This is a genomic window from Pseudomonas sp. RA_105y_Pfl2_P56, from assembly GCF_963970845.1.
GTDB lineage: Bacteria > Pseudomonadota > Gammaproteobacteria > Pseudomonadales > Pseudomonadaceae > Aquipseudomonas > Aquipseudomonas baetica_A.
In genome coordinates this window covers 26099-49469 of the sequence record NZ_CAXAPL010000025.1, presented here as the reverse complement: position 1 = coordinate 49469, position 23371 = coordinate 26099, and the positions used below count along the sequence as shown (strand labels likewise).

Here is a 23371-nt window from a genome sequence, read left to right as displayed (position 1 = left end):
CAAGGAGATCGCCCATGTCCGCACCGCTGGCCTCACTGAAGATTCTGGATTTCTCGACGTTGTTGCCGGGGCCCTTCGCCTCGCTGCTGCTGGCGGACATGGGCGCCGACGTGCTGCGCATCGAGTCGCCCACGCGCATGGATCTGCTGCGGGTGCTGCCGCCCCATGACGGCGGGGTATCAGCCAGCCACGCGTATCTCAATCGCAACAAGCGCAGCCTGGCGCTGGACTTGAAACAGCCCGCGGCGCTGGACGTGATCAAGCAGTTGCTGGGCGATTACGACATTGTGCTTGAGCAGTTTCGCCCCGGTGTGATGGAGCGTTTGGGGCTGGGTTACGAGGCGTTGAAAGCCATCAATCCGAAGCTGATTTACGTGTCGATCACCGGTTACGGCCAGACCGGGCCTTACAAGGATCGCGCCGGCCACGACATTAACTATCTGGCCCTGGCCGGGCTGTCCAGTTACACCGGCCGCGCCGACAGCGGGCCTCTGCCGCTGGGCATGCAGGTGGCCGATGTCGCCGGCGGCTCGCTGCATGGGGTTGTCGGTCTGTTGGCGGCGGTGATTGCGCGTCAGCAAACCGGGCAGGGCACGCATCTGGACGTGAGCATGACGGACTGCGCCTTCAGCCTCAATGCCATGGCCGGCGCCGGCTATCTGGCTTGCGGCGAGGAGCCGGGGTGGGAAGACCAGATGCTCAATGGCGGCAGCTTCTACGACTATTACCGTTCCCGCGATGGGCGCTGGATGTCGGTGGGCAGTTTGGAGCCGGGTTTCATGCAGCCACTGTGTACGGCGCTGGGCCGGCCGGAGCTGGCGGCGTACGGCCTGTCACCCAAGCCTGAGCAACAGCAGGCGCTCAAGGAGGCGTTGAAGGTTGAATTCGAGAAGCATGACTTTGCCGAACTGTGCGCGCTGTTTGCCGGGCTCGATGCCTGTGTCGAGCCGGTGTTGAGCCTGGGTGAGGCGCTGCAGCATCCACAGTTGCAGGCGCGGGAACTGGTGACGCAGGTGCCGCGGGGAGATGGCACGACACAGGCGCAGATGGCGTGTCCGCTGAAGTTTTCCGAGGCTTTACCGGCGCCGCGGCATGTCGGGGCGGTGTTGGGGGAGCATACGGATCAGGTGTTGGGGGCGTTGGGGTTTAGTGCGCAGCGGATTACCGAATGGCGTGTTGCCAAAGTAATTTTTTAGTGCCAGTGCTAGCGATGGGACCAGTTGTAACAACACTTATTCCACCCGCATTTCACCACTGAATACCAACGTGTTCCGGCACCGCCGGCACAAATACCGCCGCCCCTGCCGCACCAGGCTGTGACGCTGCGCCGAAAACGGAAAATCGCTGTCTGCACACGGGCATTTATAGATATAGCGCGTCACGCTGCGGCGTTTGACTTGATAGGTATGGCAGCGATCCGGCGGCAGTTCATAAACGCCGCGCATGATCAGTTGCCACTCCTCGCCGTGGGGCTGAATGCGGTCGCCAAACAGTTGATGGGCGATCAGGTGCGCGACTTCATGGGCCACGGTCTGCTTGAGGAAATGCTCGGTGTTTTCCCGGTACAGCTGTGGGTTGAAGCGCAGCAGGTTCTCGTGCAGATGCGCGACCCCGGCTTTTTGCCCGCGCAGCTTGAGGCTCACCACAGGGCGTTGGAAGTGACGTTTGAAAAAGGATTCAGCGAGTTGGTAGCAGTCTTCGACGCGGGTATTGAGTTGCTCGGGCATGCTTGATGGATCTCCAGAGGTGTCGAGTATGCCGCAACCCTTGGGACTTGCGAATCGCCGAACTGCCGAATGGTCATCCTGCACGCGAGAAGGCCGCCTTGCGGCGGCCTCTATTGGCAGGTCTGGTTTTTCTCAGGCAGGACGCTTTTCTAGTTGGTATAGACCGGGCCGACGCCCAGCCCCCAGATGATCACGGTGAACGCCATGATGGCCACGAGCACCACCAGGCCCACCGCCAGCACCGAGCTGGAAAACAGAAAACCCTCGTCGGATGGAATATTCATGAAGGTCGGAAGACCGACATAGAGCAGATACACCGTGTAGCAGATGGCCGCCGTACCGACGATCATCCCCAGCCACATATGCGGATACAACGCCGCCAACCCGCCGACGAACAGCGGTGTCGCGGTGTAAGTGGCGAATGCAACGCAACGGGCCAGGCTCGGGTTGGCGTCATAGGTGCGCGCCATCCAGTGCACGAAGGCCCCCATGACCGCGACGCCGCCGAGCATCGCCAGATAAGACATGACTGTCATCCAGATCGCGCTTTCGACCGTGAGCATCACGGGGGCGCGGTTGCCGATCACCCAGCCGACCTGAGTGGTGCCGATGAAGGCCGAGACAGCCGGGATGGCCGCCAGGATCAGCGTGTGCGTCAGGTACATGTGGCTGATGCTTTCCTCTTGGTCGCCACGGATTTCTTTCCATTCCTGATCGGGGTGGGTAAAAAGTCCCACTACGTGATGGATCATGCCAGTCACTCCTCTTGTTATTGCCATCGCCCCCCAGCGGAGCGCCTACGGGCCAATGAGGCCGAGCAAGTTCAGGTCTTCAAATGCGTGCGACCTTACGTCGCAGTATAGAAAGGTCTGAACCGCACCGGGACCAGGGGGTTAGAGCAAATCGCGCTGTAAACACACGGGTTAATCGCCGTGGGGTCTGTAAAAGGCGAATCGGCCAGTGGCGACAACCTGTGACCACAACCTCAGGGTTTTTGCGTAAAATGCCGGCCTTTCGTCACACCTCACGGATTTCGCGTCATGGGCACTCTTACGGTCAATCAGAACAAACTGCAAAAGCGCCTGCGCCGCCTGGCCGGCGAAGCGGTCGCCGATTTCAACATGATCGAAGACGGCGACAAGGTCATGGTCTGCCTGTCCGGGGGCAAGGACAGCTACACCATGCTCGACGTACTGATGCACCTGCAGAAGGTTGCGCCGATCAAGTTCGAGATCGTCGCCGTGAACATGGACCAGAAGCAGCCGGGCTTCCCGGAGCACGTGCTGCCGGCCTACCTCAAAGAACTGGGCGTCGAGTACCACATCGTCGAGAAGGATACTTACTCGGTGGTCAAAGAGCTGATTCCGGAAGGCAAGACCACCTGCTCGCTGTGCTCGCGCCTGCGTCGTGGCACGCTGTACACCTTTGCCGATGAAATCGGTGCGACCAAAATGGCCCTCGGTCATCACCGCGACGACATCGTCGAAACGTTCTTCCTCAACATGTTCTTCAACGGCTCGCTCAAGGCGATGCCGCCCAAGCTGCGCGCCGACGACGGTCGCAACGTGGTAATCCGCCCGCTGGCCTACTGCAACGAGAAGGACATTCAGGCGTACTCGGACTTCAAGGCATTCCCGATCATCCCGTGCAACCTCTGCGGTTCGCAGGAAAACCTGCAGCGTCAGGTGGTCAAGGAAATGCTTCAGGACTGGGATCGCAAGACCCCGGGTCGCACCGAAAGCATCTTCCGCAGTTTGCAGAATGTGGTGCCGTCGCAACTGGCTGACCGCAACCTGTTCGACTTCACCAGCCTGAAGATCGACGAAACGGCGGCTTCGCGCTTCGTTAACGTCGTCAATCTGTAAACACCATCCCTGTGGGAGCGGGCTTGCCCGCACACATTGGTTTCTTCGCTTCACTCAACAGGAGAGGGCATGCGCGATTACAAGTGGCTGCACGAATACTGTCTGAACCGTTTTGGTTCAGCGGCTGAACTGGAAGCCCATCTGCCCGTTCCCAAGACCCCGGCGCAACTGCGCAAGATCAGCGATGATCGCTACCTCTCGACCATGGCCCTGCGCGTGTTTCGCGCCGGGCTCAAGCACAGCTTGGTCGACGCCAAATGGCCGGCGTTTGAAGAGGTGTTCTTCAAGTTCGACCCGGAAAAAGTCGTACTGATGAGCGCCGAGCACCTTGAACGCTTGATGCAGGACGCGCGGATCATCCGCCACTTGGGCAAGCTCAAGAGTGTGCCGCGCAATGCGCAGTTCATTCTGGATGTGGAGAAGGAGAAGGGCAGTTTCGGCGCGTTGATTGCCGACTGGCCGGTGACCGATATTGTCGGTCTGTGGACCTACCTGAAAAAGCACGGCCATCAGTTGGGCGGGCTATCGGCGCCGCGCTTTTTGCGCATGGTCGGCAAGGATACGTTTGTGCCGAGCTACGACGTGGTCGCGGCGTTGAATGCGCAGAAGGTCGTCGACAAGGCGCCGACCAGCCTGCGCGATCTGGCCATTGTGCAGAATGTGTTCAACCAGTGGCATGAAGAGAGTGGCGGCCGGCCGATGAGCCAGATTTCGATGATGCTGGCTTATACCGTCAATCACTGACACCGAGTCCGCCCCTTCGCGAGCAAGTCCGCTCCCACAGGGGATCTGTGGACGCCACGGATCCATTGTGGGAGCGGGCTTGCTCGCGAAGGCGCCGGCTCAGGCGCCGCAAATCTCGCCTTCACCCGCCAGTTTGCGATTCAACTGATACCGCCACCGCACATACAGCAGCGCCGAGCAGAACACTGCCAGGCTCGCGAGCATCTCCAGAATGCCGAACAACTGCCGGTTCGGGTCATACGCCGCCAGCGCGCCTTTGATGAAATACAGATTCACCACAAAGCACATCCACGAATGTCCGCGAGCGCTGCCTATGATCATGGCCGGTGCGAGGACGATCCACGGGACCAGTTCGACCAGCAGAATCACCCACGGTCGCGCACCGTGCAGGTCGGCAAAGATCAGGTAGTAAGCGGCGAGCAATCCGGCCAGGCCGAAAAAGCACAACAGACTGATAATCCGCATCGCTTTGACGCGCGGCTCGAGCCACGCGACGGAGGGTAGAATCTTCGGCTTCCTGGCCATGTCAGTCCTCCAGTTTTTGGGCTGTCTTGGCCAGACGCAGGCCGAGTGCGCGACACAGCGCCACTTCGTGCTGATCCAGACCGCTTTTACCATCAGCCCCGGCATGATGGCTGGCACCGTAAGGCGTGCCGCCGCCCTGGGTTTCCAGCAGCGCCGATTCGCTGTACGGCAGGCCGGTGATCAGCATGCCGTGGTGCAGCAGGGGCAGCATCATCGACAGCAACGTGGTTTCCTGACCGCCGTGCAGGCTGGCGGTGGAGGTGAACACGCCGGCCGGTTTGCCGACCAGTGCGCCGGTCAGCCACAGATTGCTGGTGCCATCGAGGAAGTACTTGAGCGGTGCGGCCATGTTGCCGAATCGGGTGGGGCTGCCGAGGGCCAGACCGGCGCAATTCTTCAGATCATCAAGGGTGGCGTAGAGCGCGCCTTCATCAGGGATGTCCGAGGCCACGGCTTCGCATTCGGTGGAGATCGCCGGCACGGTGCGCAGGCGTGCTTCAAGACCGGCCTGCTCGACGCCGCGGGCAATCTGCCGCGCCATCTCGTTGGTCGAGCCGCTGCGGCTGTAATACAACACCAGAATGTACGGCGCGCTCACGGCAGCAACTCCAGAATCTGTTCCGGTGGACGGCCGATGACGGCTTTGTCGCCGGCTTCAAGAATCGGTCGCTCCATCAGTTTTGGATGCTGGGCGATGGCGGCGATCAGTTGATCTTCGCTGAGGCTACTGTCGGCGAGCTGAAGCATTTTGTATTCATCTTCCCCGGTGCGCAGCAGTTGCCGTGCGCTGATCCCCAGCTTGCCGAGCAGCGCCTTGATGTGCGCCGCATCCAGCGGGGTTTCGAGGTAACGCACGACGATCGGGGTCAGGCCGCGGGCTTCCAGCAGTTCCAGTGCGCCGCGGGATTTCGAGCAGCGCGGATTGTGATAAAGCGTCAGATCGGTCATGGCGGGTCGCTTCTGGCGTAAAGTGGCGGCTATTCTAACTGTGCAGCGCACAATCCAGAACCTTCAGAGACGATGGGTCGCAGGCGCATTCAAATTTTCACAAGGAACACGACATGACACGGCGATTGGCAGCGGCATTGACCATGATCGGGGCGTTGATGCTGGGGGGCTGCGGCAATGATTACGGCATCGACCAGAATGGTCAGAAGGTGGCGTCCGAGCGCCTGGACAAACAATGGGTGGTGCTCAACTACTGGGCCGAATGGTGCGGGCCGTGCCGGACCGAAATTCCGGAGCTCAACCATCTGGCAGACGAGCTCAAGAGCAAGAACGTCGGCGTGTTCGGGGTCAACTTCGACAACGTGCAGGGGGAAGAGCTGAAGAGCGCCAGCGAAAAACTGGGCATCCAGTTCACCGTGCTGGCGCAGGATCCGGCGGAGTTGTTCGAGTTGCCGCGCAGCGAGGCGTTGCCGGTGACTTACATCATCGACAACAAGGGCAAGGTGCGGGAGCAGTTGCTGGGTGAGCAGACGGCGGCCGGGGTGATGGCCAGGCTTGAGGCGTTGCAGGCTACCCAGTAGGCACGCCGAGCTTTTGCCGAAAGCGAGCTTCAATGGTGAGGGGATAAGTCCCCTCACCACAAATGATCAACCCTCTTCCAGCCACCAGCGCAGCGGTTTGCCTTGCGCCGGCCAGAAGCGCATCTGCTCGATGGGCGAGATGTCCCAGCGCTGCACGCCTTCCAATGCCTGCAGGAAACGCTGCTCCTGCTCCATCAGTGCCGGTGCGCACAGCTTGCGGGTCTTGCCGATCTTGCCGAAGCTCAACTTGTTGCCATCGAGCGTGTAAGGCGCGAACCAATGGTTGCAGCCGCCGTTGCCATAGGCGCGACCATCATCGCCAAGTGTCACGGTCAGATGGCTGTAATCCATCAACGGCCGCTCGCCGATCCACTCCAGAATGTAGCTGCGGTTCTGTTGCAACTGCACAGGCTCCGCGGCGCAGCCCATCAGGCCAACACCGACCAGAGCGGCCAGGGCAAGGCGTTTCATCACGCAGGCTCCTGGCATTTCGGGCACAGGTGCTTGTCGCCAACGGCTTTCCAGCCCAGTTCGGCGATGCGCGCCGTAGCCGCTGGTTTTTCTGCGGTTTTGCCCAGCTTGGCGTCGACGGCGAATTCAAAGCTCAGCTCTTTGGCGCAGCTGTCGCAGTTGACCTGCCAGGTGTGAATCGCCAGTTCGCCGAACACCGGGCCCGTGGTCATCGCGGTCCATTGGCCCGGCGGATTGATCAGGTGGCGGACGGTTTCGACGGTCAGGCGCATGGACAAGTCCTTGCTGCCTTTGAGGGTGACCAACAGGGCGTCACCGATGCGGATCGAGCCACCATTGCCGGTGACCTGATAGCGGCCCGGAACAAGGGCGCGGCATTCGGTGAGGGTGTGTTGCGGGTTCATCAGGTTGTAGCGGAAATCGTGTTCGACCATGGGTCCTCCAAATATGCGCGACATGCTAGCACGGGCCACGTTGCAGAATGACGCACGCTTGTGACCTTCGATCAGGTTCAAATCGGCTTGCACACATGGCAAACTGCCGCCCTCGACTCTGAAGGAACGGAACATGGCGCTTATCGAATGTTATGAATGCAAGCGCAACATCAGCTCAGAAGCCTCGGCGTGCATTCATTGCGGGGCTCCTCTGGCAGAGCAGCCAACCCACGCACAAGCCCAGACCGCAGCGGCCCCCGTTCAGCCTTCGACGATTTCTTTCGGCAGTCTGCCGCGTAACCAGGCCGTGCCCGAGGCATTTGTCCCTCCGGCGCCTGAGCCTTTGCCAAAAGTCATGCCGGCCGCAGCGGGGCGTCGGCGTCGGCAACAGGCCGAACAAACGGTTGCGCGGCCCATCAATGAAGATGGCAGCCGTCCGGTGGAAAGCTGGCTGAAGATCATGGTGTTCCTGTTGCCGATGGTTTTCGTCTGGTTTCTGCTGCGCAGCGGGCACTCGGCGAAGCAGCGGCTTTTCGGCTTCGGCTGGCTGGCGCTACTGATTCTGGCGTCCTGGCTATCACCGAAATAAAACGTTAAACCCTCAACCCTCAACCCTCGACCTGATTTTGCGGCGATCCCGCCGCCCAGGTCGCGATGTTGTGCAGGGTCGTTGCGGCAATCGCGCCCAGCGCTTCATGCGTCAGAAACGCCTGATGCGCGGTGATGATCACGTTCGGAAAGGTCAGCAATCGCGCCAACACGTCGTCCTGCAACGGCAGGTCGGAGCGATCCTCGAAAAACAACTGCGCTTCTTCTTCATACACATCCAGCCCCAGGTAGCCGAGCTGCCCGTCCTTCAAGGCGTCGATCAACGCTGGCGTGTCGACCAAAGCGCCGCGCCCGGTGTTGATCAGCATGGCGCCGGCTTGCATGTGCGCCAGTGAATCACGGTTGATCAGGTGTTTGCTTTGCTCGTTGAGCGGGCAGTGCAGGCTGACGATTCGCGATTGCGCGAGCAACTCCGGCAGGCTCAGATAGCGTGCGCCGAGTGCCAGGACGTCGGGGTTTGGATACGGATCACAGGCCAGCAATTTACAGCCGAAACCGTGCATGATTTTCGCGAACGTGGCGCCGATCTGCCCGGTGCCGACGATGCCGACGGTCTTGCCGACCAGATCGAAACCGGTCAGCCCGTGCAGGCTGAAATCGCCCTCGCGGGTGCGGTTGTACGCGCGGTGCAAGCGTCGGTTGAGGGCCAGGATCAGTGCGACAGCATGTTCGGCCACGGCATGGGGCGAGTAGGCCGGGACACGCACGACGGTCAGGCCGAGACGTTTGGCTGCGGCCAGATCGACATGGTTGTAACCGGCCGAGCGCAAGGCAATCAATCGGGTGCCGCCGGCGGCCAGTCGCTCCAGCACCGCCGCGCCGAGATCGTCATTGATGAACGCGCAAACCACCTCGTGCCTGTCGGCCAGTGCGGCGGTGTCGAGGCTGAGCCGGGCAGGTTGAAAATGCAGTTCGATGTCCGTCGGGCAGTCGGCCGCGAGAAAACTGTCGCGGTCGTAGGCCTGGCTGCTGAAAACGATTGTGCGCATTGAATCCTCCTGGAACATCGACCCGGGTTGAAGCACCCGAATCCACTTTAGCCGGGTCTGCGTCGACCGGCATTGCGCTGGATCAGGCGCTGATCCTCGCTTGCGCTGCCAGTCGGTTCATCGCTCGCTCCAGTTCATCGAGCGCTTGCGCGGCTTTTGGGTCGTCCTGTTTTAGCAGGGTTTCGCTGCGCTGACAGGCGGCGCGCAATTGCGGTACGCCGCAGTAGCGTGTGGCGCCGTGCAGGCGATGGACTCGTTCGATCAGTGCATTCTGATCGTGGCTGTCGCGTGCATTGCGGATGGCTTCGCGGTCGGCCTCCAGCGAGGCCAGCAACATCGCCAGCATGTCCGCCGCCAGATCTGCTTTACCGGCAGCCAGGCGCAAACCTTCCTCGTGATCGAGTACCGGCAGTTCGTTTTGGTCGGCAGTGCTTTCGCTGGCCCGCTCCGGCCCCTGATTGCGCAGGGCTAGACCGGTCCACTTCAACACGACCTGCGCCAGTTGCCGTTCGCTGATCGGTTTGGTCAGGTAGTCGTCCATGCCGCTTTGCAGTAACGCACGTTTTTCGTTGGCCATGGCGTGGGCGGTGAGGGCGACGATCGGCAGCGGCGTGCAATGCCGCTCACTTTCCCACTGGCGGATGGTTTCGGTGCTCTGGCGGCCGTCCATGCCCGGCATTTGCACGTCCATCAGTACCAGGTCGAAGGATTCGGTCTGTACCGCTTTGACTGCGGCGTAACCGCTTTCCACGGCGAGGACCTTGGCGCCCATGTCTTCGAGCAGGGTTTGCACCAGCAACAGGTTGGCCGGGTTGTCATCGACGCAAAGCACTCGCGGCGCGCGACTCGACAGCGGCTCGCCGGGTTCGGTGCGCGGTTGGCGCGGGTTGGCCAGATCCGATAGCGCCCGGCGCAGTTTGCGCGTGCAGGCCGGTTTGGCTTGCAGTTGGCTGTGCGGATTGGGCACCGACAGATGGAACAGCGTCTGTTCCGTGGTCGGGCACAGCACCAACACTTTGCAACCCAGGTGTTCGAGATCCCAGATATGCTGGTTCAGACGTTCCGGCAACATGTCGTTGCTGGTGATGCCGATTACCGCCAGATCAATCGCCTGATCGGTCTGATGCGCGCCGGTGACGCCATTGGTCAGGCTTTCCAGGGTGTTGAACGGTGTGACATTGAGGCCGCAGTCTTCCAGTTGATGCTGCAACGCCTGACGCGCCAGTTCGTGGTTTTCCAGCACCGCCACCCGACGTCCGAGCAGCGGCGCCGAGGGCAGGTCTTCGGCATCGTCGCGGGCCTTGGGCAGGCTCAGGCTGATCCAGAATTCCGAGCCTTCGCCCGGCGTGCTCTCGACGCCGATTTCGCCGCCCATCTGTTCGATCAGTCGCTTGGAAATCACCAGACCCAGACCGGTGCCACCGGGTTGGCGCGACAGCGAGTTGTCAGCCTGACTGAAGGCCTGGAACAACGCCCGTACGTCCTGGCTCGACAAGCCGATGCCGGTGTCCTGAATGCTGATGCGCAGTTGCACACTGTCCTCGTGTTCTTCCTCAAGCATGGCTCGCGCGACGATGGTGCCTTCGCGGGTGAACTTGATCGCGTTGCTGACCAGGTTGGTGAGGATCTGCTTCAGGCGCAACGGGTCGCCGACCAGCGACAGTGGCGTGTCGCGGTACACCAGGCTGACCAGTTCAAGCTGTTTGGCGTGGGCGGCCGGGGCAAGAATCGTCAAGGTGTCCTGCAACAGATCGCGCAGGTTGAACGGGATATGGTCGAGCACCAGTTTGCCGGCTTCGATTTTCGAGAAATCGAGGATCTCGTTGATGATGCCCAGGAGGCTGTCGGCGGACTTTTCAATGGTGCCCAGATAATCGAGCTGACGCGGCGTCAGTTCGCTTTTCTGCAACAGGTGAGTGAAGCCGAGAATGCCATTGAGCGGCGTGCGAATCTCGTGGCTCATGTTGGCGAGGAACTCGGATTTGATCCGGCTTGCCTCCAGCGCCTCCTTACGGGCCAGGTCCAGTTCGATGTTCTGGATCTCGATGGTTTCCAGGTTCTGGCGCACGTCTTCGGTGGCTTGATCGACACTGTGCTGCAATTCTTCGCGGGCGTTTTGCAGGGTGCCGGCCATGCGGTTGATGCCCGACGCCAGCTCATCGAGCTCCTGGCTGCCAAGGGGTGGCAGGCGGGTTTCCAGATGACCATCCTTGAGTTGCGCGACGGCTTGTTTGATCTGGCCCAGCGGGCGGTTGATGGTGCGCCCCATGCGCAATGCGAGCAAAGCCGCACCAGCGAGGCCTGCGGCGATCAGCAGCAGGCTGGCGAACAGGCTGCGATAACCGCGCAGCAGCATGCCGTTGTGGGACAGCTCCAGTTCGACCCAGCCCAGCAGGCGGTCGGACTCTTCGGGGATCACCTCACCGGCAAGGTTGCGGTGTCTGCCGAAGACCGGCATCAGGTAACGAGTCGCGTCATTGCCGCTGCGTCTTTGCAGTTGGGCGCTGTCGCCGCTCGGCGCCTGATTGAGCATGGTGGGGCCGGCGTGGGCCAGCGGCGTGCGATCCGGCGCGAGGAAGGTCACCGCGCGCATGTCCGGTTGTTCGAGCGACTGGGTGGCAATGCGTTCGAGCAATTCGTTGTTGCCATGGCCCATGGCGGGAGCTACCAGCGGCGCCAGTTGCTCAGCGATCATTTCGCCACGCTGCATCAATTGGGTCTGCAAGTCGGACTGCTGCGTCCAGGTGAAATAACCACCCAGCACCAGCGCCATCAGGCTGGTCGGCAACAAGGTCAGCAGCATCACGCGACCTTTGATTCCCAGTTTCTTGAGCACACCTGTCTCCTGCATCCCGCTGATCTGTTGACTCATGCGTGCATCCGGCACGCGGCATGGGCGCAGTGTAGCGATTTGCTCGCGGGCAATCTTCGGAAAAATGGTGTCGTGGTCGGTCTGTGCATCGGTGCGCGTTTGTCCGGCAGGCCAGGCTTGGGTTGCCCGATGTCCCTCAATCTTGAATAATCGCGCTCAACTGAGAATTATTTGCAGATACTCATGAATCCTGTTTCCGTCGTTCAGCCACGCATTCTTTCCATCGAAGACGATCCGGTCCTGGGGGCCTACGTTCACGAACACCTGGGCCGCAGCGGCTTTCAGGTGACGTGGTGCCAGAACGGCCAGGAAGGTCTGAACATCGCTCAGCATCAACCGTTTGACGTGGTGCTGGTGGATATTCTGCTGCCCGGGCTGGACGGTCTCAAGGTGCTGACCCAGTTGCGACAGAGTCATTCGACGCCAGTGCTGCTGATGTCGGCGCTGGGGGCCGAGGCTGATCGCATCAGTGGTTTCCGCTTGGGCGCCGATGACTATTTGCCCAAACCGTTCAGCATGGCCGAATTGCATGTGCGCATCGAAGCGATTCTGCGGCGGGTGGCCCTGGATCGTCGCCCGGCGCCTGTAGCCGTGCCCGTGGCGCCGGGTACGCTGCGCTTCGACGATCAACAGAGCGATGTGTTTTTTCGCGAACAACCGGCGGGGCTGACCCGCAGCGAATTCCGCCTGCTGGAAACCCTCGATCGCTATGATGAGGAGGTGCTGAGCAAGGCCTTCCTTTATCAGCATGTTCTGCAACGCGGTTACGCGGCCCATGACCGCAGCCTCGATATGCACATCAGCCAGATCCGCCGCAAACTCAAGGCCATCGGTTATACCGAGCGCGAAGTGCGCACGGTCTGGGGCAAGGGCTATGTGTTGAGTGCCGCTGATGAAAGTGTCTGAACTGCCGGGGCGTCATTCGCTGTTCTGGAAGCTGGCCTTTCTGTTGGTGGCGTTCTGTTTGCTGATGATCTGGCTGAGCTGGTCGTGGGGCCGGTACATGGAGCAACGCAATCAGTTTCTCTCCAGCGAGGCGCGTGGCACCTTGATGCGTTATGCCAGCGAAGCCGAGCAGGCTTGGCAGCGGGGCCGGCGCGAAGGCGTCGATAGCTGGTTGCAGAGCATGGAGTTGCGCGAAGCCGCCTGGGTCGGCGTGATCGGCAGCAACTTGCAGTCGTTGAGCAATGAGCCGCTCAATGACCGGGAAATCCAGCACCTGACTTTTCTGCGCGGGCTCGATTGGCCGATCCACAAGCAGGGGCGGCCGTGGCTGCGCATACCGTTTCCCCAAGCCCCCTCCGTTGGCAGTCTGGTGATCGAACTCCCCGAGCGTTTTCTGCCGGGCAAATATCGAATGTTCTGGCGGGTGATCACCAACGGCGTGATTCCCGGCCTGTTCACTTTATTACTGTGCGTTGGCCTGTATCGCCTGCTGGTGGTGCCGCTGAACAACCTGCGTGAACAGGCCAACGCCTGGCGCGCCGATCAATTGAATGTGCGACTGTCGAGCGGTATCACCCAGCGACCGGACGAACTCGGCGAACTGGCCCGGGCGTTCGACTCGATGTCCGAACGTTTGCAATCGAGCGTCGCGCTGCAACAGCAATTGCTTCGCGACCTCTCCCATGAACTGCGTACACCGCTGAGTCGACTGCGCGTGGCCAGCGAAAGCGAGCAAAGCCTGGTGCAATTGCGCGAGCGCATCGGGCGTGAAGTCGACGGCATGCAACGGTTGGTCGAAGACACGCTGCAACTGGCCTGGCTGGATACTGACCGCTCACCGTTGCCGAATGAGGCCATCCAGATCCAGGCGCTGTGGGAAATGCTCACCGATAACGCCTGTTATGAAAGCGGCTGGTCAAGTCTGCAATTGCAGTGTTCCGTCGAAGCGTCGTGCTGGGTGCGCGGCAATCTCAATACGCTGGCGCAGGCGCTGGAAAACATTTTGCGCAATGCCATTCGTCACTCGCCTGAGGGCGGGATCGTGCGCCTGGATGGGCGACGGGAGGGGAGTTATTGGCATCTGTGTCTGGAGGATCAGGGGGGCGGGGTGGCTGACGGGGATCTGCAGCGGATTTTTGATCCGTTCATCCGACTGGATGGGGCGCGGCCGGGCAATGGCGGGTTCGGGTTGGGGTTGAGCATTGCCAGGAATGCGGTGCAGCGCCAGGGCGGGACGTTGTGGGCGGAGAACAGCGGGACGGGGTTGCGACTGAATTTTCGGTTGGTTGCTGATGAGGGGATTGCTTCGACTGACGCCTTCGCGAGCAGGCTCGCTCCTGCATTGGGGTTGTGTTCGCCGCTGACTGTGTGAAGGAAACGGTTCTCTTGTAGGCGTGAGCCTGCTCGCGATGTAGTCCTATGGAATGTCCATTTCCGCCGACTTTGCGGGAGTGCTCTCGTATTTTTGTACGATATTTCCCAAGCAGGATCGGCGGTCATTTGAAGGTTCGTTGAGCGTTTAAGCTCGCGCTTCACCTCATCTTCAAGGAATTGCGCATGAATGCCTCCAGCGTTACCGGTATCTCGGATGGCGATCGTTTTAACGAAGTGTTAGCGCTGATCAACAGTGCCAGGCACCAGGCCATGCAGACCGTCAATACACAACTGATTGAGCTGTATTGGCAGGTCGGTGCACATATCAGTCGCAAGATTGAGCGGGCGGAGTGGGGGGATTCGGTTATTTCGCAACTGGCTGCACATTTGGCTCAGACGCAGCCAGGATTGCGCGGTTTTACTCGGCCAAATCTGTTTCGTATGCGCCAGTTTTATGAGGCTTATCGAGATGACGTAATTGTCTCACCACTGGTGAGACAATTGCCGTGGACTCACAACATCATCATTTTGAGCCAAAGCAAACGCCCGGAAGAGCGGGAGTTCTACCTGAAAATGGCGGTTCAGGAAAAATGGTCGAAGCGCGAACTGGAGCGCCAGTTCAAGGCAGCCCTGTTCGAACGAAGTGTCACCGATCCGGCGAAGGCATCTGCTGCTTTAAAGCAGGCTCACCCAGCAGCACTGGAGATATTTCGCGACGCCTACATGGTCGAATTTCTCGACTTGCCCGGCGTCCATGCCGAGACCGATCTGCACCAAGGATTGCTGGGGCGGCTGAAGGCGTTCCTGACCGAGCTTGGTCGCGACTTCTGCTTTGTTGGCTCTCAATACCCCCTGCAAGTCGGCAGTCGGGATTTCGCGCTCGATTTGCTCTTCTTTCACCGTGGGCTCAACTGCCTGGTGGCCATCGAACTCAAGGTTGGGCGCTTTGAGCCGGAGTACCTCGGCAAGCTGGATTTTTATCTGGAGGCGCTGGACCGCACTGTTCGCAAGCCCCACGAAAACCCGGCCATCGGTGTGCTGCTCTGCGCCAGCAAAGAGGACGAGGTCGTCGAGTACGCCCTTAATCGCAGCCTTTCGCCTGCCTTGATTGCTGAATACCAAACGTGCTTGCCGGATAAACAATTGTTGCAAGCCAAACTGCACGAGTTTTATGCATTGGATACGGCGCACGCAGAAAACACGGACTAGCGTCTCCTTATTCCCATAAACCATAAGCACCGCACTTTGCGTGATATGGCCTGCGCGGGTTTGCCGGTATGATAGGCGCCCCGCACGTCTGGATTGCGAATACGCCATGACCTTGCAGTACCCAACCATCGCCGATTGCGTCGGCAACACTCCGCTGGTGCGTTTGCAGCGCCTGCCCGGAGCCACCAGCAACACCCTATTGCTCAAGCTCGAAGGGAATAACCCGGCGGGTTCGGTCAAGGACCGTCCGGCGCTGTCGATGATCACCCGTGCCGAGTTGCGCGGGCAGATCCACGCCGGCGACACGCTGATCGAAGCGACCTCGGGCAACACCGGGATCGCTCTGGCCATGGCTGCAGCGATCAAGGGTTACAAAATGATCCTGATCATGCCGGACAATTCCAGCGCCGAGCGCAAAGCGGCCATGACCGCCTACGGTGCCGAGCTGATTCTGGTCAGCCAGGAAGAAGGCATGGAAGGCGCTCGCGATCTCGCCCAGCGCATGGAAGCCGAAGGTCGTGGCAAGGTGCTCGATCAGTTCGCCAACGGTGACAATCCTGAGGCGCACTACACCACCACCGGCCCGGAAATCTGGCGTCAGACCCAGGGCAGCATCACCCATTTCGTCAGCTCTATGGGCACCACCGGCACCATCATGGGCGTGTCGCGCTACTTGAAAGAGCAGAACGACAACGTGCAGATCGTCGGTCTGCAACCGATGGAAGGCTCGGCCATTCCCGGCATCCGTCGCTGGCCGCAGGAATACCTGCCGAAGATCTATCAGGCCGACCGCGTCGACCGCATCGTCGACATGGCACAAAGCGAAGCCGAGGACGTGACCCGTCGTCTGGCCCGCGAAGAAGGTATCTTCTGCGGTGTGTCCTCGGGCGGTGCGGTGGCAGCGATGCTGCGTCTGTCCCAGGAAGTTGAAAACGCGGTGATCGTCGCGATCATCTGTGACCGTGGCGACCGTTATCTGTCGACCGGCATTTTCGACGCGCCCAACTGATGGCCAAACACGAGAGAGGCCTGCGCTTCCAGCCCACGGGTGGCAGCAAGGCCCCGCAAATCCCGACCGGCAAAAAACAGCGCTTGAGCATCGAGCGTCTGGCCAATGACGGTCGCGGCATCGCGTTTTTCGAAGGCCGCACCTGGTTCGTCCTCGGCGCCCTCGCCGGTGAAGAGGTCGAGGCGCGGGTGCTCGGCGCCCACGGCAAAGTGGTCGAGGCGCGTACCGAACGCGTGTTCAAGACCAGTGAGTTGCGCCGTCCTGCGCCGTGTCAGCACGCGGGCCGTTGTGGCGGTTGCAGCGTTCAGCATTTGCCCCACGGCGAACAGCTTGCCCTGAAACAGCTCATGCTCGCCGAGCAATTATCGAAGGTCGCCGGTGTCGAACCGCAAGAGTGGGCGCCGCCGCTGACCGGCCCCGAGTTCGGCTATCGCCGTCGCGCCCGCATTGCCGTGCGCTGGGACATCAAAGCCAGGCAACTTGAGGTGGGTTTGCGTGCTGCCGGCAGCCAGGACATTGTTGCGATCAACGAATGCCCGGTGCTGGTACAGCCCTTGCAGCCGATCATGACCGCTTTGCCGCAGATGCTCCGTCGTTTGAGCAAACCGCAAGCGCTGGGCCATATCGAGTTGTTCAGCGGTTCATCGCTGGCGGTGTTGCTGCGGCACATGGCGCCGCTGTCGGAAGCGGATCTGACGATCCTCAAGGATTTCTGCCAATGCCATGAAGCGCAATTGTGGCTGCATGGCGAAGGCGGACCGCAACCGATTGATGCGAACCAGTCGCTGGGTTATCGCCTGGAGCAATGGGGACTGGATCTGGCTTACCGGCCGGGGGATTTCATTCAGGTCAACGCCGGTATTAACGAAGCGATGGTTGCGCAGGCGCTGGATTGGCTGAAACCGACGAGCGAAGAGCGTGTGCTGGATCTGTTCTGCGGCTTGGGCAACTTCGCTTTGCCGCTGGCCAGAACCGTGCGCGAAGTGGTGGCGGTCGAAGGCGTGCAGACCATGGTCGAGCGTGCCGCCGCGAACGCCGCTAGTAACAATTTGCATAACACAAAGTTTTTTCAAGCCGATTTATCCCAGCCTTTGACCGACGCTCAATGGATCGGAAACGGCTTTTCTGCGGTACTCTTGGACCCACCGCGTGACGGTGCTTTCGAGGTGGTGCGCAAGCTCGCGACCCTGGGTGCCAAGCGGTTGGTGTATGTGTCGTGCAACCCGGCAACGCTGGCGCGCGATACGGTCGAATTGATCAAGCAGGGCTACCGGTTAAAACGTGCCGGGATTCTCGATATGTTTCCTCAGACGGCGCATGTCGAAGCCATGGCGTTATTTGAAGCGAGCCAGGATGGCTCGTCTGATCCGTCCGGTCTGTCCGTGACGCGCTCGCGTTAGCCCCGCGAGTGCCCACGGGCATAGAAGACCAGCGATTTGACGCATTGAATCTGCGTCGTAGGGAAGGTAAAGCAAGATGGTACAGGTGAGAGCACACCAGCCGATCAACAATGACGGCAGTATCAATCTCGAGGCTTGGCTCGATCACGCGGTCAGTGTCGATCTGGCACTGGATCGCGAAGCCTTGAAAGAAGCCTGCGAGTTCGCTCGCGAGGCTGAACAACAGTCCAACGCCGCCAAGAACCTGTGGGCCGAGGGCTCCGGCAGTTTCCGCACCGGGCTTGAGATTGCCGAGATTCTCGCCGACCTCAAGCTCGATCAGGATTCGCTGGTCGCTGCGGTCTTGTATCGCGGTGTGCGCGAAGGTCAGATCGAACTGGCAGCCGTCAGCCAGCGCTTCGGTTCCGTGGTCGCCAAGCTGATTGACGGCGTGCAGCGCATGGCCGCCATCAGTGCCAGTCTGAGCCCGCGTCAGTCGATGGTCATGGGGGCGCAAGGGCAGGTGGAAAACCTGCGCAAGATGCTCGTGGCAATGGTCGACGACGTGCGCGTTGCCCTGATCAAACTGGCCGAACGGACCTGCGCGATCCGCGCGGTGAAAACCGCCGACGACGAGAAGCGTAACCGTGTCGCCCGGGAAGTCTTCGACATTTATGCGCCGCTCGCGCACCGGCTCGGCATCGGACATATCAAATGGGAGCTGGAGGACTTGTCCTTCCGCTACCTGGAACCCGATCAATACAAACAGATCGCCAAGTTGCTCCACGAGCGACGTCTGGATCGCGAGCGTTTCATCGCCGACGTGATGACCCAGCTCAAAGACGAATTGCAGGCCACGGGGGTCGACGCCGACATCAGCGGCCGGGCCAAACACATCTATTCGATCTGGCGCAAAATGCAGCGCAAGGGTCTGGAATTCAGCCAGATCTACGACGTGCGTGCGGTGCGCGTGCTGGTGCCGGAAATGCGCGATTGCTACACCGCGCTCGGCATCGTCCACACCCTGTGGCGGCACATTCCGAAAGAGTTCGACGACTACATCGCCAACCCGAAAGAGAACGGCTACCGCTCGTTGCATACCGCGGTGATCGGCCCGGAAGGCAAGGTGCTGGAGGTGCAGATCCGCACCCATTCCATGCACGAAGAGGCCGAACTCGGCGTCTGCGCGCATTGGCGCTACAAGGGCACCGATGTCAAATCCGGCTCCAATCACTACGAAGAGAAGATCTCCTGGCTGCGTCAGGTGCTCGAGTGGCATGAGGAACTGGGCGATATCGGGGGCCTGGCCGAACAACTGCGCGTCGATATCGAGCCGGACCGGGTCTACATCTTCACCCCCGACGGTCACGCCATCGACTTGCCCAAAGGCGCGACGCCGCTGGACTTCGCTTACCGCGTGCACACGGAAATCGGTCACAACTGCCGTGGCGCGAAGATCAACGGGCGCATCGTACCGCTCAACTACAGCCTGCAAACCGGTGAGCAGGTCGAGATCATCACCAGCAAGCACGGGACGCCGAGTCGCGACTGGCTGAACTCGAACCTGGGGTACGTCACCACTTCCCGGGCTCGGGCCAAGATTGTTCACTGGTTCAAGTTACAGGCCCGTGATCAGAACGTTGCGGCGGGCAAAACCCTGATCGAGCGCGAACTCGCACGTCTGGGGCTGCCTGCGGTGGATTTCGACAAGTTGGCGGACAAGGCCAACATGAAAACCGCCGAAGACATGTTCGCCGCCCTCGGTGCTGGCGATTTGCGTCTGGCGCAACTGGTCAACCTGGCGCAGCAACTGGTCGAGCCGGAACGCGGCAACGAACAACTGGAGCTGATCCCGCGCAAAGCCACTGGCTACAAGCCGGGCAAGCGCGGCGACATACAGATCCAGGGCGTCGGCAACCTGATGACGCAGATGGCCGGTTGCTGCCAGCCGCTGCCGGGCGATGCGATTGTCGGTTACATCACCCAGGGCCGTGGCGTGAGCATTCACCGCCAGGACTGCGCTTCGGTGCTGCAACTGGGCGGGCGCGAACCTGAGCGGATCATCCAGGTCAGTTGGGGCCCTGTGCCGGTGCTCACCTATCCGGTGGACATCGTCATCCGAGCCTACGACCGGTCCGGTCTGCTGCGCGACGTTTCGCAGATATTGCTCAACGAGCGGATCAACGTGCTGGCGGTCAACACCCGCTCGAACAAGGAGGACAACACCGCGCTGATGTCCCTGACCATCGAGATTCCGGGGCTGGATGCGTTGGGGCGGTTGCTGGGGCGGATTTCGCAGTTGCCGAACATCATCGAAACGCGGCGTAACCGTACTCCGTGAAGACCAACGCCGATCAACTGTGGGAGCGGGGTGGCTCGCGAAAAGGGCATGTCAGTCGACATCATTGTTGCTGACACACCGTATTCGCGAGCAAGCCCGCTCCCACATGGGTTTTGTGGTGAGAGATAAATGATGTACAGCCTTGAAGACCTGCTCCACCTGATGAGCCGCCTGCGCGATCCGCAGTACGGTTGCCCGTGGGACATCAAGCAAACCTACGCAACCATCGTCCCGCACACCCTCGAAGAAGCCTACGAAGTGGCCGACGCCATCGAGCGTGGCGACTTCGATCACTTGCAGGGCGAGTTGGGCGATCTGTTGTTCCAGGTGGTGTATTACAGCCAGCTTGCGCGGGAGGAAGGGCGATTCGAGTTTGCCGGGGTGATCGACAGCATCACCCGCAAGCTGATCCGCCGTCATCCCCACGTCTTCCCCACCGGCGATCTGTATGCGCCGCTCGACGTACCGCGTTTGAGTGAAGAGCAAGTCAAGCAGCGCTGGGAGGAGATCAAGGCGCAAGAGCGCGCCGAGAAATCCGCTGCGCCAGAGCAACTTTCGCTGCTTGATGACGTACCGGCGACGCTGCCTGCGCTGTCGCGTTCAGCCAAGTTGCAAAAGCGTGCGGGGCAGGTCGGTTTCGACTGGCCAGACGCCTTGCCAGTGCTCGACAAGGTGCGCGAAGAGCTTGATGAAGTGCTTGAGGCCATGTCCGAGAACGATCCCGTCGCGGTGGCTGACGAGATCGGTGATCTGCTGTTTTCCGTGGTCAATCTGGCCCGGCATCTGAAGGTCGATCCGGAAACCGCACTGCGTGGTGCCAACGGCAAGTTCGAAAGACGTTTCCGATTTATCGAACAGGCATTGCGCGACACCCACCGTCCCATGGAAGATTGCACCCTCGAAGAGTTGGACGCCCTCTGGGGTGAAGCCAAACGTCAGGAAAAGAACTTGCCCAGCTGCGGCTGAGCAACTGCCCAAGTGAGTAAGCACCATGAGTATTTCCCTTCGCGATCAGTTGCTCAAAGCAGGGCTGGTCAACCAGAAGCAGGCCAAACAGGTCAGCAAGGACAAACAGAAGCAGCAGCGTCTGGCCCACAAAGGCCAGATCGAGCTGGATGACTCGCAGCAGCGCGCCGCACAGGAAGCCATGGCCGAGAAGGTCAAGCGCGACCAGGAGCTGAATCGTCAGCAGAAAGAGAAAGCCGAGGCCAAGGCGCGTGCGGCACAGGTCAAGCAGTTGATCGAAGCCTCGCGTCTGCCGAAGCTGACCACCGAGGACTACTACAACTTCGTCGACGACAAGAAGGTCAAGCGCCTCTCGGTCAACACGCTGATGCGCAACAAGCTCAGCAGCGGTTCGCTGGCGATCGTGCACCATGCCGGCGGCTATGAAGTGATCCCCCGTGAAGCGGCCCTGAAGATCCAGGAGCGCGATCCACAGCGCATCGTGCAGCTCAACGTGCAGACCGAAGAGATCATCACCGAGGACGATCCGTACGCGGCCTACCAGATCCCTGACGATCTGATGTGGTAAATCGGTAGTGCTGTCACTACGACAAACCCCGCGATCGCGGGGTTTGTCGTTTTCAATGCTGTGGTTGGTTCAGGCGGATCGTAAATCCCGTTGCTGTTCTTGCAGTTCCAGTTCGGCCTTGTAGTTGTGGGCATCGATTTCGTTATGGAACATGCCGACCAGCAAGTCTTGTTGATGCACATCCCAGATTCGTAAACCGGCGGCTACGCCTTCATGGGACATGTGTGAATCGTCGCGTTCAGTTACTTTTACAGTCATCTGCTAGCTCCAAATCTCAAGTTATCTGCAGCAAGGCGTGTGCAGGACTCTTTTATATGATTTGTTAGTTTGCTAAGTAAACGGCTGATTCGTGCAAGGTATAGTTGCGAATTCTGCAACAGTGCTGGAGGCCGCTAAAACCGCGACATTCGGTCGCAGGGTGGGAAGTTGCATGACAGAAGTTTCATTTTCAGAAGCTCCGCAAGCCCACTTGTGGGAGCGAACAGGCTCGCCCCACAGGGTTTTACGGTGTAACTGCCATTTACTTCAGGCCAAAAAAACGCCCCGAACCAGTCGGGGCGTTTTCATGTGAGGCTCAGCAGCGGGGAATTACTTGCCTTCCCAGCGCTTCAGTACCAGCGTGGCGTTGGTGCCGCCAAAGCCGAAGCTGTTGCTCATCACGGTGTTGATGGTGGCGTTCTCGCGGGTCTTGGTCAGCACCGGCATATCGGCCACTTCTGGGTCGAGTTCGTCGATGTTGGCGGAACCGGCAATGAAGTTGCCTTCCATCATCAGCATGCAGTAGATCGCTTCGTGAACGCCGGCGGCGCCCAGGGAGTGACCGGACAGGCTCTTGGTCGAGCTGATGGCCGGAGCCTTGTCGCCGAACACTTCACGCACACCTTTCATTTCCGCGACGTCACCGACCGGAGTCGAAGTGCCGTGGGTGTTGAGGTAGTCGATCGGGGTATCAACGGTGGACATCGCCATCTGCATGCAGCGGATCGCGCCTTCGCCGCTTGGAGCGACCATGTCGTAGCCGTCGGACGTCGCGCCGTAGCCAACGATTTCGGCGTAGATTTTCGCGCCACGGGCCAGAGCGTGTTCCAGCTCTTCAACCACGACCATACCGCCACCGCCAGCGATGACGAAACCGTCACGGTCAGCGTCGTAGGCACGGGAGGCTTGTTGCGGGGTGTCGTTGCGCTTGCTGGACAGGGCGCCCATCGCGTCGAACAGGAACGACTGGCTCCAATGCTCTTCTTCACCACCACCGGCGAAGACGATGTCTTGCTTGCCCATCTGGATCTGTTCCATGGCGGTACCGATGCAGTGAGCACTGGTGGCGCAGGCAGAAGCGATGGAGTAGTTCAGGCCCTTGATCTTGAAGGGCGTGGCCAGGCAAGCGGAAACGGTGCTGCTCATGGTCCGCGTGACGCGGTATGGGCCAACGCGCTTCACGCCTTTCTCGCGCAGGATGTCCAGCGCTTCCATCTGGTTCAGCGTGGAAGCACCACCGGAACCGGCGATCAGACCGGTACGCGGGTTGGACACTTGCTCTTCGGTCAGACCGGAGTCAGCGATAGCGTCTTTCATGGCCAGGTAGGCGTAAGCCGCTGCGTGGCCGACGAAGCGATAGATCTTGCGATCAATCAGCTCTTCAAGGTTGAGGTCGATGGAGCCGGAAACCTGGCTACGCAGACCCATTTCGGCATATTCCGGGTTGAACCGGATGCCAGGGCGGCTTGCACGCAGGTTAGCGGAGACGGTCTCTTTGTCATTGCCCAGGCACGAAACAATGCCCAGACCAGTGATAACGACGCGGCGCATGCGAAT

The 23371-nt window shown here is 60.3% G+C and carries 24 protein-coding genes; 13 read left to right on the top strand and 11 right to left on the bottom strand.

What is annotated here, in order from left to right; translation table 11 throughout:
- Positions 1-14: 14 nt before the first annotated feature.
- Positions 15-1196 (top strand): CaiB/BaiF CoA transferase family protein, encoded by a 1182-nt coding sequence (locus tag AACY11_RS17815; protein ID WP_339495436.1) that lies wholly within the window; start codon positions 15-17, stop codon positions 1194-1196.
- A gap of 36 nt (positions 1197-1232) precedes the next feature.
- Here AACY11_RS17815 and AACY11_RS17810 read toward each other — a convergent pair whose 3' ends face one another.
- Positions 1233-1727, bottom strand: coding sequence for a SprT family zinc-dependent metalloprotease (locus AACY11_RS17810; RefSeq protein ID WP_221733026.1), 495 nt, complete (start codon positions 1725-1727; stop codon positions 1233-1235).
- Positions 1728-1876: 149 nt separating this feature from the next.
- Complete coding sequence (locus AACY11_RS17805; protein ID WP_339430844.1) at positions 1877-2479, bottom strand: Yip1 family protein; 603 nt, start codon at positions 2477-2479, stop codon at positions 1877-1879.
- Positions 2480-2767: 288 nt separating this feature from the next.
- Here AACY11_RS17805 and ttcA point away from each other — a divergent pair, with 288 nt between their 5' ends.
- Entirely contained in the window at positions 2768-3592 is an 825-nt protein-coding gene (gene ttcA, locus AACY11_RS17800) for a tRNA 2-thiocytidine(32) synthetase TtcA (protein ID WP_339430843.1), read from the top strand.
- Between the two features lie 69 nt (positions 3593-3661).
- Positions 3662-4336: a DNA-3-methyladenine glycosylase I gene (locus AACY11_RS17795; protein WP_339495435.1), complete on the top strand. Its 675-nt coding sequence runs from the start codon at positions 3662-3664 to the stop codon at positions 4334-4336.
- A gap of 99 nt (positions 4337-4435) precedes the next feature.
- On the opposite strand, the gene AACY11_RS17790 is transcribed toward AACY11_RS17795, so the two are convergent.
- Genes AACY11_RS17790 through arsC form a run of 3 tightly spaced genes read right to left on the bottom strand, consistent with a single transcriptional unit; the run spans position 4436 to position 5809 of the window.
- On the bottom strand, positions 4436-4861 hold the full coding sequence (locus AACY11_RS17790; protein WP_339495434.1) for a DUF2069 domain-containing protein: 426 nt from the start codon (positions 4859-4861) through the stop codon (positions 4436-4438).
- 1 nt (position 4862) lies between these two features.
- Positions 4863-5459 carry an NAD(P)H:quinone oxidoreductase gene (gene wrbA, locus AACY11_RS17785; RefSeq protein WP_221733022.1) on the bottom strand — a complete coding sequence of 199 codons (597 nt, stop codon included), beginning with the start codon at positions 5457-5459 and terminating at the stop codon, positions 4863-4865.
- Positions 5456-5809 carry an arsenate reductase (glutaredoxin) gene (gene arsC, locus AACY11_RS17780; RefSeq protein WP_339430841.1) on the bottom strand — a complete coding sequence of 118 codons (354 nt, stop codon included), beginning with the start codon at positions 5807-5809 and terminating at the stop codon, positions 5456-5458. The genes wrbA and arsC overlap by 4 nt, the downstream gene beginning before the upstream one ends.
- 113 nt (positions 5810-5922) lie before the next feature.
- On the opposite strand from arsC, the gene AACY11_RS17775 reads away from it, so the two are divergent.
- The gene (locus AACY11_RS17775; RefSeq protein ID WP_339430840.1) at positions 5923-6390 is read left to right on the top strand and encodes a TlpA disulfide reductase family protein; all 468 of its coding nucleotides are present in this window, start codon (positions 5923-5925) and stop codon (positions 6388-6390) included.
- Between the two features lie 66 nt (positions 6391-6456).
- Here AACY11_RS17775 and AACY11_RS17770 read toward each other — a convergent pair whose 3' ends face one another.
- Positions 6457-6861, bottom strand: coding sequence for an META domain-containing protein (locus AACY11_RS17770; protein ID WP_339430839.1), 405 nt, complete (start codon positions 6859-6861; stop codon positions 6457-6459).
- Entirely contained in the window at positions 6861-7295 is a 435-nt protein-coding gene (locus tag AACY11_RS17765) for a hypothetical protein (protein ID WP_008079168.1), read from the bottom strand. The genes AACY11_RS17770 and AACY11_RS17765 overlap by 1 nt, the downstream gene beginning before the upstream one ends.
- 133 nt (positions 7296-7428) lie before the next feature.
- On the opposite strand from AACY11_RS17765, the gene AACY11_RS17760 reads away from it, so the two are divergent.
- Complete coding sequence (locus AACY11_RS17760; RefSeq protein ID WP_339495433.1) at positions 7429-7884, top strand: hypothetical protein; 456 nt, start codon at positions 7429-7431, stop codon at positions 7882-7884.
- 19 nt (positions 7885-7903) lie between these two features.
- On the opposite strand, the gene AACY11_RS17755 is transcribed toward AACY11_RS17760, so the two are convergent.
- Together AACY11_RS17755 and AACY11_RS17750 are read right to left on the bottom strand one after the other, a co-directional pair.
- Complete coding sequence (locus AACY11_RS17755) at positions 7904-8893, bottom strand: 2-hydroxyacid dehydrogenase (protein WP_339430837.1); 990 nt, start codon at positions 8891-8893, stop codon at positions 7904-7906.
- A gap of 82 nt (positions 8894-8975) precedes the next feature.
- Positions 8976-11729 carry a response regulator gene (locus AACY11_RS17750; protein WP_339495450.1) on the bottom strand — a complete coding sequence of 918 codons (2754 nt, stop codon included), beginning with the start codon at positions 11727-11729 and terminating at the stop codon, positions 8976-8978.
- Between the two features lie 219 nt (positions 11730-11948).
- Here AACY11_RS17750 and AACY11_RS17745 point away from each other — a divergent pair, with 219 nt between their 5' ends.
- The 8 genes from AACY11_RS17745 to AACY11_RS17710 all read left to right on the top strand — a co-directional run bounded on the left by AACY11_RS17745 (position 11949) and on the right by AACY11_RS17710 (position 21556).
- A complete protein-coding gene (locus AACY11_RS17745; protein WP_339464079.1) occupies positions 11949-12671 on the top strand; it encodes a response regulator transcription factor in 723 nt (240 codons plus the stop codon).
- Positions 12658-14082, top strand: a complete 1425-nt coding sequence (locus AACY11_RS17740; protein WP_339495432.1) for a sensor histidine kinase — start codon at positions 12658-12660, stop codon at positions 14080-14082. Before AACY11_RS17745 ends, AACY11_RS17740 begins: the two co-directional genes overlap by 14 nt.
- Positions 14083-14267: 185 nt before the next feature.
- Positions 14268-15293, top strand: a complete 1026-nt coding sequence (locus AACY11_RS17735; RefSeq protein ID WP_339495431.1) for a PDDEXK nuclease domain-containing protein — start codon at positions 14268-14270, stop codon at positions 15291-15293.
- 106 nt (positions 15294-15399) lie between these two features.
- On the top strand, positions 15400-16302 hold the full coding sequence (cysM, locus tag AACY11_RS17730) for a cysteine synthase CysM (RefSeq protein WP_221733057.1): 903 nt from the start codon (positions 15400-15402) through the stop codon (positions 16300-16302).
- Positions 16302-17702, top strand: coding sequence for a 23S rRNA (uracil(1939)-C(5))-methyltransferase RlmD (gene rlmD, locus AACY11_RS17725; RefSeq protein ID WP_339495430.1), 1401 nt, complete (start codon positions 16302-16304; stop codon positions 17700-17702). Before cysM ends, rlmD begins: the two co-directional genes overlap by 1 nt.
- 76 nt (positions 17703-17778) lie before the next feature.
- Positions 17779-20022 carry a GTP diphosphokinase gene (gene relA, locus AACY11_RS17720; RefSeq protein WP_339430832.1) on the top strand — a complete coding sequence of 748 codons (2244 nt, stop codon included), beginning with the start codon at positions 17779-17781 and terminating at the stop codon, positions 20020-20022.
- 132 nt (positions 20023-20154) lie between these two features.
- Positions 20155-20988 (top strand): nucleoside triphosphate pyrophosphohydrolase, encoded by an 834-nt coding sequence (mazG, locus tag AACY11_RS17715; protein ID WP_339431010.1) that lies wholly within the window; start codon positions 20155-20157, stop codon positions 20986-20988.
- A gap of 25 nt (positions 20989-21013) precedes the next feature.
- On the top strand, positions 21014-21556 hold the full coding sequence (locus tag AACY11_RS17710; RefSeq protein WP_339430831.1) for a DUF2058 domain-containing protein: 543 nt from the start codon (positions 21014-21016) through the stop codon (positions 21554-21556).
- A gap of 69 nt (positions 21557-21625) precedes the next feature.
- On the opposite strand, the gene AACY11_RS17705 is transcribed toward AACY11_RS17710, so the two are convergent.
- Positions 21626-21814: a hypothetical protein gene (locus AACY11_RS17705; RefSeq protein ID WP_339430830.1), complete on the bottom strand. Its 189-nt coding sequence runs from the start codon at positions 21812-21814 to the stop codon at positions 21626-21628.
- 330 nt (positions 21815-22144) lie between these two features.
- Positions 22145-23365: a beta-ketoacyl-ACP synthase I gene (gene fabB / locus AACY11_RS17700; RefSeq protein WP_221733008.1), complete on the bottom strand. Its 1221-nt coding sequence runs from the start codon at positions 23363-23365 to the stop codon at positions 22145-22147.
- Between the last annotated feature and the right edge of the window lie 6 nt (positions 23366-23371).